This is a genomic window from Photorhabdus kleinii (genome assembly GCF_025384885.1).
GTDB classification, from domain to species: Bacteria; Pseudomonadota; Gammaproteobacteria; order Enterobacterales; family Enterobacteriaceae; genus Photorhabdus; species Photorhabdus kayaii.
Map to the genome: position 1 here is coordinate 92250 of NZ_JAJAFY010000004.1, position 17195 is coordinate 109444.

4 protein-coding genes are annotated in these 17195 nt (G+C 44.0%); 3 read left to right on the top strand and 1 reads right to left on the bottom strand.

Going from position 1 to position 17195, the window contains the following annotated elements; all coding sequences use genetic code 11:
• Positions 1-123: 123 nt before the first annotated feature.
• Complete coding sequence (locus LG003_RS04220; protein WP_262980274.1) at positions 124-2940, top strand: RHS repeat protein; 2817 nt, start codon at positions 124-126, stop codon at positions 2938-2940.
• Between the two features lie 331 nt (positions 2941-3271).
• Here the strand turns inward: LG003_RS04220 and LG003_RS04225 are convergent, their stop codons facing one another.
• Entirely contained in the window at positions 3272-4216 is a 945-nt protein-coding gene (locus LG003_RS04225; RefSeq protein WP_315903371.1) for a LysR family transcriptional regulator, read from the bottom strand.
• A 656-nt stretch (positions 4217-4872) separates the two neighbouring features.
• On the opposite strand from LG003_RS04225, the gene LG003_RS04230 reads away from it, so the two are divergent.
• Positions 4873-12450, top strand: coding sequence for a Tc toxin subunit A-related protein (locus LG003_RS04230; protein ID WP_262980231.1), 7578 nt, complete (start codon positions 4873-4875; stop codon positions 12448-12450).
• 52 nt (positions 12451-12502) lie between these two features.
• On the top strand, positions 12503-16987 hold the full coding sequence (locus LG003_RS04235) for a SpvB/TcaC N-terminal domain-containing protein (protein ID WP_262980232.1): 4485 nt from the start codon (positions 12503-12505) through the stop codon (positions 16985-16987).
• Positions 16988-17195 lie beyond the last annotated feature (208 nt).

A 17195-nucleotide genomic window follows, 5' to 3' on the forward strand; every position in this document is an offset into this window, starting at 1 on the left:
TAATCAGGGCCTGTCATTAAAAATCATTTTACGTACCACCGTTATTTCAATTACCTCAATAGAAAAATTATCCTTATTATGTAAAAGGACTGAATTCAATTAACATAACAAAGGAAGTAAATGATGAAAAACATTGACCCAAAACTTTATCACCATACGCCTACCGTCAGTGTTCACGATAACCGTGGACTCGCTATCCGTAATATTAGTTTTCACCGCGCTACCGCAGAAACAAATACCGATACCCGTATTACCCGCCATCAATATAATGCCGGCGGATATTTGAACCAAAGCATTGATCCTCGCCTGTATGACGCCAAACAGACTAACAACGCCGTACAACCGAATTTTATCTGGCTGCATAATTTGACCGGCAATATCCTGCGAACAGAGAGCATCGATGCAGGCCGAACAATTACCCTCAACGATATTGAAGGTCGTCCGGTATTAACCATCAACGCAACCGGTGTCCGCCAAAACCACCTTTATGAAGATAACACCCTACCCGGTCGCCTGCTCGCTATCACCGAACAAGCACAGACAGAAGAGAAAACGACCGAGCGCCTTATCTGGGCCGGCAATACGCCGCAGGAAAAAGAACACAACCTTGCTGGTCAGTGTGTCCGCCATTACGATACCGCAGGGCTCACTCAACTCAACAGCCTTGCCCTGACCGGCGCCGTTTTATCACAATCTCAGCAACTGCTCGTCGATAACCAAGATGCCGATTGGACAGGTGAAGACCAAAGCCTCTGGCCGCAAAAACTGAGTAGTGATGTCTATACCACCCAAAATAGAACCGATGCCTCCGGGGCTTTACTTAGCCAAACCGATGCCAAAGGCAACATTCAGCGGCAAGCCTATGATGTGGCCGGGCAGTTAAAAGGTTGTTGGTTAACATTAAAAGGTCAGGCCGAACAAGTGATTATCAAATCGCTGACCTACTCCGCCGCCGGACAAAAATTACGCGAAGAGCACGGTAACGGGGTTATCACCGAATACAGCTATGAACCGGAAACTCAGCGGCTTATCGGCATTACCACTCGCCGTCCATCAGACGCTAAGGTGTTGCAAGACCTACGCTATCAATATGATCCAGTAGGCAATGTGATCAATATCCGTAACGATGCGGAAGCTACCCGCTTTTGGCGTAATCAGAAAGTGGTCCCGGAGAATAGCTATACCTATGATTCTCTGTATCAGCTTATCAGTGCCGCCGGGCGTGAAATGGCCAATATTGGTCAGCAAAATAACCAGCTTCCCTCTCCTGCGCTACCTTCTGACAATAACACCTACACTAACTATACTCGTACCTATAGTTATGACCGTGGCGGCAATTTGACGAAAATTCAGCATAGTTCACCAGCCACGCAAAATAACTACACGACGGATATAACGGTTTCAAATCGCAGCAACCGTGCAATACTCAGCACACAGACCGGAGATCCAACCCAAGTTGATGCCTTATTTGATGCAGGAGGCTATCAAACCAACTTGCTATCCGGTCAAGTTCTAACTTGGACACCACGAGGCGAATTGAAACAAGCCAACAGTGCCGCGGGAAACGAATGGTATCGCTACGATAGCAACGGCATACGACAGCTAAAAGTGAATGAACAACAAACTCAGAATATCCCGCAACAACAAAGGGTAACTTATCTACCGGGGCTGGAAATACGTACAACCCAACATGGCAGCACCACCATAGAATATTTGCAAGTTATCACACTCGGTAAAGCCGGTCGCGCGCAAGTCCGAGTATTGCATTGGGAGAACGGTAAACCAGAAGATATCAACAACAATCAACTTCGTTACAGCTACGATAATCTTATTGGCTCCAGCCAACTTGAATTAGATAGCGACGGGCAAATTATTAGTGAGGAAGAGTATTATCCATTTGGCGGTACAGCGCTGTGGGCAGCAAGGAATCAAATTGAATCTAGCTATAAAACCATTCGCTATTCAGGTAAAGAACGGGATGCTACCGGGCTGTATTATTACGGCTACCGTTATTACCAACCGTGGGCGGGCAGATGGTTAAGTGCAGACCCGGCAGAAACAATTGATGGACTGAATTTATATCGCATGGTGAGAAATAATCCGGTGACACAATTTGATGTTCAGGGATTATCACCAGCCAACAGAACAGAAGAAGCGATAATAAACCAGGGTTCCTTTACAGGAATGGAAGAAGCCGTTTATAAAAAAATGGCAAAATCTCAAACCTTCAAACGTCAAAGGGTTATCGCTGCCCAAACAGAGCAAGAAGCCCATGAATTATTGACCAACAATCCCGGTGTAGATATTAGCCCTATTAAAAACTACACCACAGATAGCTCGCAAATTAATGCCGCGATAAGAGAAAACCGTATTACGCCGGCAGTAGAAAATTTAGATTCCACATTATCTTCCCTACAAAATAGACAAATGCGGATAACTTATCGAGTGATGACCTATGTAGATAATTCCACGCCATCACCTTGGCACTCGCCACAGGAAGGAAATAGTATCAATGTTGGTGATATCGTTTCAGATAACGCTTATTTATCAACATCAGCCCATCGTGGTTTTCTGAGTTTTGTCCACAAAAAAGAAACCAGTGAAACTCGATATGTCAAAATGGCATTTTTAACGAATGCTGGTGTCAATGTCGCCGCCGCATCTAAGTATAATAATGCTAGCGAAGAGCAAGTATTTAAGATGGATTTAGATGATTCGAGGAAAGGCTTCGTTGAAAAATTGAAAATAAGAGCCAGTGGACCACAAGCTGGACAAGCGGAAATATTGCTCCCGAGAGAAACACCATTCGAGGTTATTTCAATGAGGCATCAAGGTAGAGATACCTATGTATTATTACAAGATATTAATCAATCGGCTGCCACTCATAGGAATGTACGTAATACTTATACAGGCAACTTGACGTCATCCAGAGCAAATTGAGTTGGGTAAAATAGCCATTAATTAATATATATCCGTCATCTTTCAAGTTGCCTCTTTGTTGGCTGCACTTACTCACCCCGGTCACATAGTTATCTATGCTCCCGGGGACTCGCTCCCTTGCCGTCGCGATGCATCTTGAAATCTATAGGGTATAGTAATAGAAAATCCCCTGAAAAAATATTTTAGGGGATTTAATGATTTTACCGAAAACCATAAGAAGAAATTTACTTCATAATTTCCTTACTTATTTTAATTACATAAAAAACAATAAATATTCTAGCTATAAAAATAATTAACAAAACCTTCCGCAATCTATCCATTTAATCTATTTCTAAATAATTAAATCAGAAATAAATAAATTCAATGGCTCTTTATATTTATGTCTGAGAGTATAAGCACAATATTTCACTGATGGTGTTGGATACGATTTAAAATTTAAAAAGGTAATACCTTTATGAATATCAGCAGAACAAAGCACTTCATTAGGTGTCATTAAACTTATCGCGATACCTGATCTCACTAAATCCAACCGATGAGTAAAATCAGGAACAGTTAGCAAAGTTAAATTTTGGTACTTAGGTAGACAATTCAGTGGAGTAAAGCCGTCACATTGTTTCAAGAAAGCACTATTATGCTGAGCCAAAGGCAATGTGGATATAATATCATCAGCATGATTTTCCGATCCTAAAATATCATTAGCGATAGCAAGACGCAGCACCTGATAAGTTCCATCTATTCTTATAATATCATCGTTGTCAGGATAATGTTCAGTCGTCACATAGACAGTTATATCTTCTTTCATTAAAGAAGAAAATATTGCCTCTTTTCTTGCTGAATCATCAACCAGAAAATTGTTTTTTATGTAAATATCACGATAATGATAACGTTGCACCGCTCTTTTTATCACTGCCGAAATTTTATTAATATATTCTCCACTTGTCCCAATAATAAGTTTGCCGGCGTTCACTAATCTCCCATTTCTACGATAATGCCAATTATCCTCAACTCGTTGAATTCTCTCATAACACGGCAATAGCTCCTGATATAAGGCCATCCCTTCCTCAGTCAATTTAGTCCTTCCCGGCAATCTTTCAAACAATTGACAGCCCACACGTTGCTCCAATTGATATATGATCCTACTTAGGGGGGAAGGAGTAATACAAAGCGTATCCGCTGCTAAAGTGAATGACTCTCTTTTCGCCGATTCCATAAAATATTTCAAGTGCTTTGAACAAAATAGCATCATATATCCTTCTATTCTAATTAATTGTTCCATCCGAGATAGAATGGAATATTAACAATGAAACATTACAACAACTTTTCTTCTTTGCATTATTTAACATTGAAATATGCATTAACTGAGATTGAGTTTTATCATCTTTATTCTTAGCAGTTATCAAACATTTTTTATTATTGTTGCAAAATAAACGTAATTCACCCTTACATCACAATAATATTTCTAAATAAACACCACATGTTATTATTAAGAAAAAACAGGCAACATCAAAAATTTAATTAAATATTTCAATCGGTTGTAAAAACACTCATAATGTTCAACATAAAATAATCACATATTTAACATCAAGTAAATTACACAATCTATATTCACCATCACTGAACTTCACCCTTCTCGCACAGTTCATTATGTAAACAACAGAGTGCCATTTCCATTCAACGCTTATTAGAAAGTCAGTTGCAAATTTTGCATCTGCTTTTTTTGCAACAGCTATTTAAAGAAAACAGTGAGATAGTGATTCTCCGAGAGATCAAGATTAGGTCTATTTTTCATTCGCAAACTATTATCTCAGCGATTTCTCAAAACCTATCTTTGATTATCCCTTCTTCCGATGGAACGGAATCACTCTCTTATTGATCCATGATGTAAAAGCAACAAGGCTGTTTCATTTACTTTATGATTTAAAAGGAATAAATATGAACGAGTCTGTAAAAGAGATGCCTGATGTATTAAAAAGCCAGTGTGGTTTTCACTGTCTGACAGATATTAGCCACAGTTCTTTTAACGAATTTCATCAGCAAGTCTCTGCTCACCTCTCTTGGTCCGAAGCACACGACTTATATCATGATGCACAACAGGCCCAAAAGGATAATCGGCTATATGAAGCGCGTATTCTCAAACGCGCCAATCCTCAATTACAAAATGCCGTACATCTTGCCATCATCGCCCCTAATGCTGAACTGATAGGCTATAACAGTCAATTTGGCGGCAGAGCCAGTCAATATGTTGCACCGGGTACCGTTTCCTCCATGTTCTCCCCCGCTGCTTATTTGACTGAGCTTTATCGTGAGGCACGCAATTTACACGCAAGTGACTCCGTTTATTATCTGGAGACCCGCCGCCCAGATCTCAAATCAATGGCGCTCAGTCAACAAAATATGGATACAGAACTTTCCACACTCTCTTTGTCCAACGAGCTATTATTGGAAAGTATTAAAACTGAGTCTAAGCTGGATAATTATACAAAAGTGATGGAAATGCTCTCCACTTTCCGTCCTTCCGGCGAAACGCCTTATCACGATGCTTATGAAAATGTGCGTAAAGTTATTCAACTACAAGATCCTGGGCTTGAGCAATTAAATGCATCACCGGCAATTGCCGGGCTAATGCATCAAGCCTCGCTATTGGGTATTAACGCTTCAATCTCACCTGAGCTGTTTAATATTCTGACGGAGGAGGTTACCGAAGGTAATGCTGAGGAACTTTATAAGAAAAATTTTGGTAATATCGAACCGGCCTCACTGGCTATGCCGGAATACCTTAAACGTTATTACAATTTAAGTGATGAAGAACTTAGCCAATTTATTGGTAAAGCCAGTAATTTTGGTCAACAGGAATATAGTAATAACCAGCTCATTACTCCAGTAGTCAACAGTAGTGATGACACGGTCAAGGTATATCGGATTACCCGCGAATATACAACAAATGCTTATCAAGTAGACGTAGAACTCTTTCCCTACGGTGGTGAGAATTACCAGTTAAATTATAAATTCAAAGATTTCTGGAATGCCTCCTATTTATCCATCAAGTTAAATAATAAAAGAGAACTTATTCGAACTGAAGGAGCTCCTCAGGTCAACATAGAATATTCAGAACATATCACATTAAGTACCACTGATATCAGTCAACTTTTTGAAATTGGCCTAACAAGAGTACTTCCTAATACTAATTACGCCTATGCTGCCGCAAAATTTACCGTTGAGGAATATAACCAATACTCTTTCCTGCTAAAACTCAATAAAGCAATTCGCTTATCCCGTGCAACAGAATTGTCACCCACTATTCTGGAAGGCATTGTGCGCAGTGTTAATCCACAACTGGATATCAACACAGAAGTATTAGGTAAAGTTTTTCTGACTAAATATTATATGCAGCGTTATGCTGTTAATGCTGACACTGCCCTAATACTATGCAATGCGCTTATTTCACAACGCTCATATGATAATCAACCTAGCCAATTTGATCGCCTGTTTAATACGCCATTACTGAGCGGCCAATATTTTTCTACCGGAGATGAAGAGATTGATTTAAATCTAGGTAGCACCGGTGATTGGCGCAAAACCATGCTCAAGCGTGCATTTAATATCGATGATGTCTCACTCTACCGCTTGCTTAAAATTACCGACCATAATAATAAAGACGGAAAGATTAAAAATAGCCTAAAGAATCTTTCCAATTTATATATCGGGAAATTACTGGCAGAAATCCATCAATTAACCATTGATGAATTGGATTTATTGCTGGTTGCTGTGGGTGAAGGGGAAACTAATTTATCCGCTATCAGTGATAAACAATTGACTACCTTGATCAGAAAACTCAATACCATTACCGGCTGGTTACAGACACAGAAGTGGAGCGTGTTCCAGTTATTTATCATGACCGCCACCAGCTATAACAAAACGCTCACGCCTGAAATTAAGAATCTGCTAGATGCCGTCTACCATGGTTTACAAGGTTTTGACAAAGACAAAGCAGATTTACTACATGCCATGGCGCCCTATATTGCGGCCACCTTGCAATTATCATCGGAAAATGTCGCCCATTCAGTACTGCTTTGGGCAGATAAGTTACAGCCCGGCGACGGCGCAATGACAGCAGAAAAATTCTGGGACTGGTTGAATACTCAATATACGCCGGGTTCATCGGAAGCAGTAGAAACGCAGGAACATATCGTTCAGTATTGTCAGGCTCTGGCACAATTGGAAATGGTTTACCACTCCACCGGCATCAACGAAAACGCCTTCCGCCTGTTTGTGACAAAACCAGAGATGTTTGGCACGTCAACTGAGGCAATACCTGCACATGATGCCCTTTCATTGATCATGCTGACGCGTTTTGCAGATTGGGTGAACGCTCTAGGTGAAAAAGCCTCCTCGGTATTAGCGGCATTTGAAGCTAACACGTTAACAGCAGAGCAACTGGCTGATGCCATGAATCTTGATGCTAATTTGCTGCTGCAAGCCAGTACTCAAGCACAAAATCATCAACATCTTCCGCCTGTGACGCAAAAAAATGCGTTCTCCTGTTGGACATCTATCGATACTATCCTGCAATGGGTTAATGTCGCACAGCAATTGAATGTCGCCCCACAGGGTGTTTCCGCTTTGGTCGGGCTGGATTATATTCAATCAATGAAAGAGACACCGACCTATGCCCAGTGGGAAAATGCGGCAGGCGTGTTAACCGCCGGATTGAATTCACAACAGGCCAATACATTACACGCTTTTCTGGATGAATCTCGCAGTGCCGCATTAAGTACCTACTATATCCGTCAAGTTGCTAAGGCAGCGGCGGCTATTAAAAGCCGTGATGACTTGTATCAATACTTACTGATTGATAATCAAGTTTCCGCTGCAATCAAAACCACCCGGATCGCCGAAGCCATTGCCAGCATTCAATTGTACGTCAACCGGGCATTGGAAAATGTGGAAGAAAATGCTAATTCAGGGGTTATCAGCCGCCAATTCTTTATCGACTGGGACAAATACAACAAACGCTACAGCACCTGGGCGGGTGTTTCTCAATTAGTTTACTATCCAGAAAACTATATTGATCCGACCATGCGCATCGGACAAACCAAAATGATGGACGCATTACTGCAATCCGTCAGCCAAAGCCAATTAAACGCCGATACGGTCGAAGACGCCTTTATGTCTTATCTGACTTCGTTTGAACAGGTGGCTAATCTTAAAGTTGTTAGTGCATATCACGATAATATTAATAACGATCAAGGGCTAACCTATTTTATCGGCCTCAGTGAAACTGATACCGGTGAATATTATTGGCGCAGTGTCGATCACAGTAAATTCAGCGACGGTAAATTCGCGGCTAACGCCTGGAGCGAGTGGCACAAAATTGATTGTCCAATTAATCCTTACCAAAGCACGATTCGGCCAGTAATGTACAAATCCCGCTTGTATCTGCTCTGGTTGGAACAAAAGGAGATCACCAAACAGACCGGAAATAGTAAAGATGGCTATCAAACCGAGACAGATTATCGTTATGAGCTGAAATTAGCGCATATCCGTTATGACGGCACCTGGAATACGCCAATTACCTTTGATGTCAATGAAAAAATATCCAAACTAGGGCTGGCAAAAAATAAAGCGCCTGGGTTCTATTGTGCCGGTTATCAGGGTGAAGATACGTTGCTGGTGATGTTTTATAATCAACAGGATACACTGGATAGTTATAAAACCGCTGCAATGCAAGGGCTATATATCTTTGCCGATATGGCATCCAAAGATATGACCCCAGAACAGAGCAATGTTTATCGGGATAATAGTTATCAACAATTCGATACTAATAATGTCAGAAGAGTGAATAACCGCTATGCAGAGGATTATGAAATCCCTTCATCGGTAAATAGCAATAACAGTTATGGCAGAGGAGAATATAACCTCAGTATGGTGCATGGTGGAGATATTCCAATTATCCGTTACCAAGCATCATCAAGTGATTTAAAAATCCATATCTCACCTAAGTTAAGAATTACCTATGAAGGAGCTGATGAGCGAACTCGTCATCAATGCAACCTGATAAAAAAATATGGCAAATTGGGTGATAAATTTATTGTCTATACCAATCTGAGTGTCAATACACAATGGACATCAAATAAAAAGTTAATATACCCGGTATATCAATATAGTGGAAACACCACTAATAATAGTCAGGGTAGATTGCTGTTTTATCGGGATAACCAAATTGGTAAAGTAAGTGTCTTTCTTCCTAATTGGGGAAAAAGCCTATATTCAGAAGTTACCAATAGTGATAACGGCTATATTATAGACACTTCTAATCAAGAACCTTTATTTAAGCAATATCTCTATATGGAGGACACGAATAATGGGCTCCGTATTATTGCTACTGATGTCTATAACGCGGAAGAGATCAAAACTGCAATTCCTGCTGCAAAAGTTCAGATAACAGTAAAAGCGGGTAGCAAAGAACAAACTTTTACCGCGGATAAAGATGTCTCCGTTCAGCCATCACCTAGTTTTGATGAAATGTATTATCAATTTAATACCCTCGAAATAGATGGTACTGGTCTGAATTTTAATAATAATTCAGCCAGTATTGATGTCACCTTTACTGCATTGGCGGAGGATGGGCGCAAGTTAGGTTATGAAAGTTTCAGTATTCCTGTCACCCGCAAGGTGAGTACCGATAATGCCCTGACCCTTCACCATAATGAAAATGGTGCGCAATATATGCAATGGCAAGCCTATCGTACTCGCCTGAATACCCTATTTGCCCGCCAGTTGGTTGCACGCGCTACTACCGGAATCGATACAATTCTGAGTATGGAAACTCAGAATATTCAGGAGCCTGTTTTATGGAGTGATAATTTTACTGCAACATTACCAATGTACGACTCAAGTCTTCATGGTAACAGCAAAAATATCACAATTATGTTAGGAAACAGTGAAAAACAATCTGATCAAAAAAATGTCATTTATCAGGGTGAACTAACAGATAAAAATCAATTAATTAATCTCTCTGAAACTTATATATCCGTAAAAGAGCGTAGTAACAATACAAAACCAGTGGATAATAAAGGGAACGATAGCTGGATTTATTTATTTGTAAAATATTCTGCTGATCCAATAAAAATTGGCGAGTTTTGGTTTAAGAATGGTACGAATTTTCAAGGTTATTATCCCAAAGGTAATGAAAAAAACCGTGATCCTATTTTTATAGAAAATCAAAAAACTGAACCGATGGATTTCACCGGCGCTAACAGCCTTTATTTCTGGGAACTGTTCTACTATACCCCGATGCTGGTTGCTCAACGTTTGTTGCATGAACAAAACTTTGACGAAGCTAACCGCTGGCTGAAATATGTCTGGAGCCCATCCGGGTACATTGTCCACGGCCAGATTCAAAACTACCAGTGGAACGTCCGCCCGTTACTGGAAGACACCAGTTGGAACAGTGATCCTTTAGATTCCGTCGATCCTGACGCGGTAGCACAACACGATCCAATGCACTACAAAGTCTCAACCTTTATGCGCACCCTTGATCTGTTGATAGCACGCGGCGATCACGCTTACCGCCAACTGGAGCGAGATACACTTAACGAAGCGAAGATGTGGTATATGCAAGCGCTGCATCTGTTAGGCGATAAACCTTATCTGCCGCTGAGTACCACATGGAGTGATCCACGGCTGGACAGAGCCGCTGATATTACTACCCAAAATGCTCACGCCAGCTCAATAGCCGCTCTGCGGCAGAGTACACCGGCACTTTTAGCATTGCTCAGCGCCAATACCCTGACCGATCTCTTCTTGCCACAAATCAATGAAGTGATGATGAATTACTGGCAGACATTAGCTCAGAGAGTATACAACCTGCGTCATAACCTCTCTATCGACGGTCAGCCGCTCTATCTGTCAATCTATGCCACGCCGGCGGACCCGAAAGCGTTACTCAGCGCGGCGGTTGCCACATCTCAAGGCGGAGGCAATCTACCAGAGCCATTTATGTCCCTGTGGCGTTTCCCGCACATGCTGGAAAATGCACGCAGCATGGTTAGCCAGCTCACCCAGTTCGGCTCCACATTACAAAATATTATCGAACGTCAGGACGCGGAAGCACTCAATGCGTTATTACAAAATCAGGCCGCAGAGCTGATATTGACTAACCTGAGCATTCAGGACAAAACCATTGAAGAATTGGATGCCGAGAAAGCTGTGCTGGAAAAATCCAAAGCAGGGGCACAATCGCGCTTTGATAGCTACAGCAAACTGTATGATGAAAACATCAACGCTGGTGAAAACCAAGCCATGACGCTACGAGCGTCCGCAGCCGGGCTTACCACAGCAGTTCAGGCATCCCGTCTGGCTGGCGCTGCGGCTGATTTAGTGCCTAACATCTTCGGCTTCGCCGGTGGTGGTAGCCGCTGGGGAGCTATCGCTGAGGCAACAGGTTATGTGATGGAATTCTCCGCTAATGTTATGAACACCGAAGCGGATAAAATTAGCCAATCTGAAACCTACCGTCGTCGCCGTCAGGAGTGGGAGATCCAGCGTAATAATGCCGAAGCGGAGCTGAAACAACTCGATGCCCAACTTAAATCGTTGGCAGTACGCCGTGAAGCCGCCGTATTGCAAAAAAACAGCCTGAAAACCCAGCAAGAACAGACCCAATCTCAACTGACCTTCCTGCAACGTAAGTTCAGCAATCAAGCGTTGTACAACTGGCTACGTGGCCGGCTGGCGGCGATTTACTTCCAGTTCTACGATTTGGCTGTCGCACGTTGTTTAATGGCAGAACAGGCTTACCGTTGGGAACTCAATGATGACTCTGCCCGCTTCATTAAACCGGGTGCCTGGCAAGGAACCTATGCCGGCCTGCTTGCTGGTGAAACTTTAATGCTAAGTCTGGCACAAATGGAAGATGCCCATTTGAAACGCGATAAACGTGCACTGGAGGTCGAACGCACAGTGTCGCTGGCCGAAGTTTATGCTGGGTTACCGCAAGATAAAGGCCTATTCTCCCTAACTCAGGAAATCGAGAAGCTGGTGAATGAAGGCTCAGGCAGTGCCGGCAGTGGTAATAATAATTTGGCATTTGGCACCGGCGCGGACACTAAAACCTCTTTGCAGGCATCCATTTCATTAGCTGATTTGAAAATTCGTGAGGATTACCCGGAATCCATTGGCAAAATCCGACGTATCAAACAGATCAGTGTCACCCTGCCCGCGCTGCTAGGACCCTATCAGGATGTGCAGGCAATATTGTCTTACAGCGATAAAGCCGGATTAGCTAACGGTTGTGAAGCGTTGGCAGTTTCTCACGGTATGAATGACAGCGGCCAGTTTCAGCTCGATTTCAACGATGGCAAATTCCTGCCATTCGAAGGTATCGCCATTGATCAAGGCACTCTGACCCTGAGCTTCCCAAATGCATCAACGCCGGGCAAAGGTAAACAAGCCACTATGCTAAAAACCCTGAACGATATCATTTTGCATATTCGCTACACCATTAAATAACCATCCCAACGTACTAAAACAGGCTCCGAATCGGGGCCTGTAAGGAGTTTTCATGCAGAATTCACAGACATTCCGTGTTGCCGAGTTGTCATTACCCAAGGGCGGCGGGGCCATTACCGGTATGGGTGAAGCGTTAACACCCACCGGGCCGGATGGTATGGCTGCCTTATCCCTGCCATTACCCATTTCTGCCGGGCGTGGTTACGCCCCCTCACTCACTCTGAATTACAACAGTGGAACCGGTAACAGCCCGTTTGGTCTCGGTTGGGACTGCAACGTCATGACAATTCGTCGTCGCACCAGTACCGGCGTGCCGAATTACGATGAAACCGATACTTTTCTGGGGCCGGAAGGTGAAGTGTTGGTCGTAGCATTAAATGAGGGAGGTCAAGCTGATATCCGCAATGAATCCTCATTGCAGGGCATCAATTTAGGGGCGACCTTCACCGTTACCGGTTATCGTTCTCGTTTAGAAAGCCACTTTAGCCGGTTGGAATACTGGCAACCCCAAACAACCGGCACAACCGATTTCTGGCTGATATACAGCCCCGACGGACAGGTCCATTTACTGGGCAAAAACCCTCAAGCACGCATCAACAATCCACTAGATGCTACGCAAACAGCACAATATGTTAGCCAAACAGCGCAATATGTTAACCAAACGGCACAATGGCTGTTGGAAGCCTCGGTATCATCCCACGGTGAGCAGATTTATTATCAGTATCGCGCCGAAGATGAAACAGGTTGTGAAACTGACGAGCTCACAGCCCATCCGAACGCAACCGTCCAGCGCTACCTGCAAGCAGTACATTACGGTAACCTGACCGCCAGCGACGTTTTTCCCACACTAAACGGAGATGACCCACTCAAATCTGGCTGGTTGTTCTGTTTAGTATTTGACTACGGTGAGCGCAAAAACAGCTTATCTGACATGCCGCTGTTTAAAGCCACAAGCAACTGGCTTTGCCGCCAAGACCGTTTTTCCCGTTATGAGTATGGTTTTGAATTGCGCACCCGTCGCCTATGCCGCCAAATACTGATGTTTCACCGTCTACAAACCCTGTCTGGTCAAACAAAAGGAGACGATGAACCCGCTTTGGTTTCACGTCTGATACTGGATTATGATGAAAACGCGGTGATCAGCACGCTCGTTTCTGTCCGTCGAATAGGCCATGAGGACAACAACACCGTCACCTCACTGCCACCACTGGAGCTGGCTTATCAGCCTTTTGAGCCAGAACAAAAAGCACTCTGGCAACCAATGGATGTACTGGCAAATTTCAACACCATTCAGCGCTGGCAACTACTTGACCTGAAAGGAGAAGGTGTGCCCGGTATTCTGTATCAGGATAGAAATGGCTGGTGGTATCGATCTGCCCAACGTCAAGCTGGGGAAGAGATGAATGCGGTCACCTGGGGGAAAATGCAACTCCTTCCCATCATGCCAGCTTTGCAGGATAACGCTTCACTGATGGATATTAATGGTGACGGACAACTGGACTGGGTTATCACCGGGCCGGGGCTAAGGGGCTATCACAGCCAACACCCGGATGGTAGCTGGACACGTTTTACACCATTACATGCTCTGCCGATAGAATATTCTCATCCTCGCGCTCAACTTGCCGATTTAATGGGGGCTGGGCTATCCGATTTAGTGCTGATTGGTCCCAAAAGCGTGCGCTTGTATGCTAATAACCGTGATGGTTTTACCGAAGGACGGGAAGTGGTGCAATCCGGTGATATCACCTTGCCGTTACCGGGCGCCGATGCTCGTAAGTTAGTGGCATTTAGCGACGTACTCGGTTCGGGCCAAGCACATCTGGTTGAAGTGAGTGCAACTCAAGTCACCTGCTGGCCAAATTTGGGACATGGCCGCTTTGGTCAGCCAATCACATTGCCGGGATTCAGCCAATCTGCCGCCAATTTTAATCCTGATCGAATTCATCTGGCCGATTTAGATGGCAGCGGTCCTGCCGATTTGATTTATGTTCATGCTGACCATCTGGAGATTTTCAGAAATGAAAGTGGTAACGGTTTTGCAAAACCATTCACACTCCATTTTCCTGACGGCCTGCATTTTGATGATACTTGCCAGTTACAAGTGGCCGATGTACAAGGATTAGGGGCTGTCAGCCTGATCCTGAGCGTACCGCATATGGCGCCACATCATTGGCGCTGCGATCTGACTAACGCGAAACCGTGGTTACTCAGTGAAATGAACAACAATATGGGCGCTCATCACACCCTGCATTACCGTAGCTCTGCCCAATTCTGGCTGGATGAAAAAGCCGCAGCCTTAGCAACCGGACAAACACCGGTCTGTTACCTGCCCTTCCCGGTCCATACCCTTTGGCAAACAGAAACCGAGGATGAAATCAGCGGCAACAAATTAGTGACCACTTTACATTATGCTCACGGCGCTTGGGATGGACATGAGCGGGAATTTCGTGGCTTTGGTTATGTTGAGCAGACAGACAGCCATCAACTGGCTCAAGGTAATGCGCCGGAACGTACACCACCGGCACTCACCAAAAACTGGTATGCCACCGGAATCCCTGAGGTAGACAATACGCTATCCGCCGGGTATTGGCGTGACGATAAGCAAGCTTTCACCGGTTTTACGCCGCGCTTTACTCTCTGGAAAGAGGGCAAAGATGTTCCACTGACACCGGAAGATGACCATAATCGGTACTGGTTAAACCGGGCGCTAAAAGGCCAGCCACTGCGTAGTGAACTTTACGGGCTGGATGGCAGCGCACAGCAACAGATCCCCTATACAGTGACTGAATCCCGTCCACAAGTGCGCCAATTACAAGATGACACTACCGCTTCCCCGGTGCTCTGGGCTTCAGTCGTCGAGAGCCGTAGTTATCACTATGAACGTATTATCAGTGATCCCCTGTGCAATCAGGATATCACGCTGTCCAGTGACCTGTTCGGGCAACCCCTGAAACAGGTTTCAGTGCAATATCCCCGCCGCAATAAACCAACAACCAATCCGTATCCCGATACACTACCGGATACGCTGTTTGCCAGCAGTTATGACGACCAACAACAACTATTGCGATTAACCTGCCAGCAATCCAGTTGGCATCATCTAATCGGCAATGAGCTAAGAGTGTTGGGATTACCGGATGGTACACGCAGTGATGCGTTCACTTACGATGCTCAACATGTGCCTGTTGATGGTTTAAATCTGGAAGCTTTATGTGCTGAAAATAGTCTGATTACCGATGATAAACCACGCGAATACCTCAATCAGCAACGAACATTCTATACTGATGGGAAAATCGATGGAAAAAACCAAGCGCCACTGAAAACACCGACACGACAAGCTTTAATCGCCTTTACCGAAACGGCGGTATTAACGGAATCTCTGTTATCCGCATTTGACGGCGGTATTACAGCAGATGAATTACCGGGAATTCTGACACAGGCCGGGTACCAACAAGAGCCTTATCTGTTCCCACACACTGGCGAAAACAAAGTCTGGGTAGCTCGTCAAGGCTATACCGATTACGGGACGGAAGCACAATTTTGGCGTCCTGTCGCACAACGTAACACCCTGTTAACTGGGAAAACAACCCTGAAATGGGACACCTACTACTGTGTCATCACTCAAACCCAAGACGCTGCTGGTTTGACTGTCTCAGCCAATTATGACTGGCGTTTTCTCACACCTGTGCAACTGACTGATATCAATGATAATGTGCATCTCATAATCTTGGATGCACTAGGACGCCCTGTCACGCAACGTTTCTGGGGAATCGAAAATGGTGTGAAAACAGGTTACTCTTCACCAGAAGAAAAACCATTCTCTCCACCAATCGATGTCAATACCGCCATTAATCTGACCGGGCCACTCCCTGTCGCGCTGTGTCTGGTCTATGCACCAGACAGCTGGATGCCACCATTCAGTCAGAAAACCTTCAACACATTAACGCAGGAAGAGCAGAAAACGCTGCGTGATTTACGGATTATCACGGAAGATTGGCGTATTTGCGCACTAGCTCGCCGCCGTTGGCTACAAAGTCAACAAGCCGACACACCATTGGTTAAACTGTTAACCAACAGCATCGGTTTACCTCCCCATAACCTTACGCTGACCACAGACCGTTATGACCGCGATTCTGAGCAACAAATTCGCCAACAAGTCGCATTCAGTGATGGTTTTGGCCGTTTGTTGCAAGCGTCTGTACGGCATGAGGCAGGCGAAGCCTGGCAGCGCAACCAAGACGGTTCTCTGGTGACCAAAATGGAAGATACCAAAACGCGCTGGGCAGTCACGGGACGCACTGAATATGACAATAAGGGGCAGACGATACGAACTTATCAGCCCTATTTCCTCAACGACTGGCGGTATATCAGCGATGACAGTGCCAAAAAAGAGGCTTATGCGGATACTCATATCTATGATCCTGTTGGACGAGAAATCCGGGTTATCACTGCAAAAGGCTGGCTGCGACAAAGCCAACATTTCCCGTGGTTTACCGTGAGTGAGGATGAAAATGATTTGTCCGCTGACGCTCTCGTGTAATTGAATCAATATTCGCTCGTTTAATATTAACGAGCGGATATAATAAATAAGAAACTGCATTGTGAGTTCTAAATAGAGGAACCGGATATTTTATTGCCTTTTATTTCATAGGTAATAAAATTCAATTTCTGTAAAAATCTGTCATCATGAGAACTAAAAATAACAACTTTCTCTTCTGCAAGAGAAATCAGTAACTCAATTAAAAATG

What these genes read in the sequence shown, in the direction of transcription:
- LG003_RS04225 (WP_315903371.1), bottom strand. Translation starts at nt 4,216, where the DNA reads ATGGAACAATTAATTAGAATAGAAGGATATATGATGCTATTTTGTTCA.
- LG003_RS04230 (WP_262980231.1), top strand. Translation starts at nt 4,873, where the DNA reads ATGAACGAGTCTGTAAAAGAGATGCCTGATGTATTAAAAAGCCAGTGT.
- LG003_RS04235 (WP_262980232.1), top strand. Translation starts at nt 12,503, where the DNA reads ATGCAGAATTCACAGACATTCCGTGTTGCCGAGTTGTCATTACCCAAG.
- LG003_RS04220 (WP_262980274.1), top strand. Translation starts at nt 124, where the DNA reads ATGAAAAACATTGACCCAAAACTTTATCACCATACGCCTACCGTCAGT.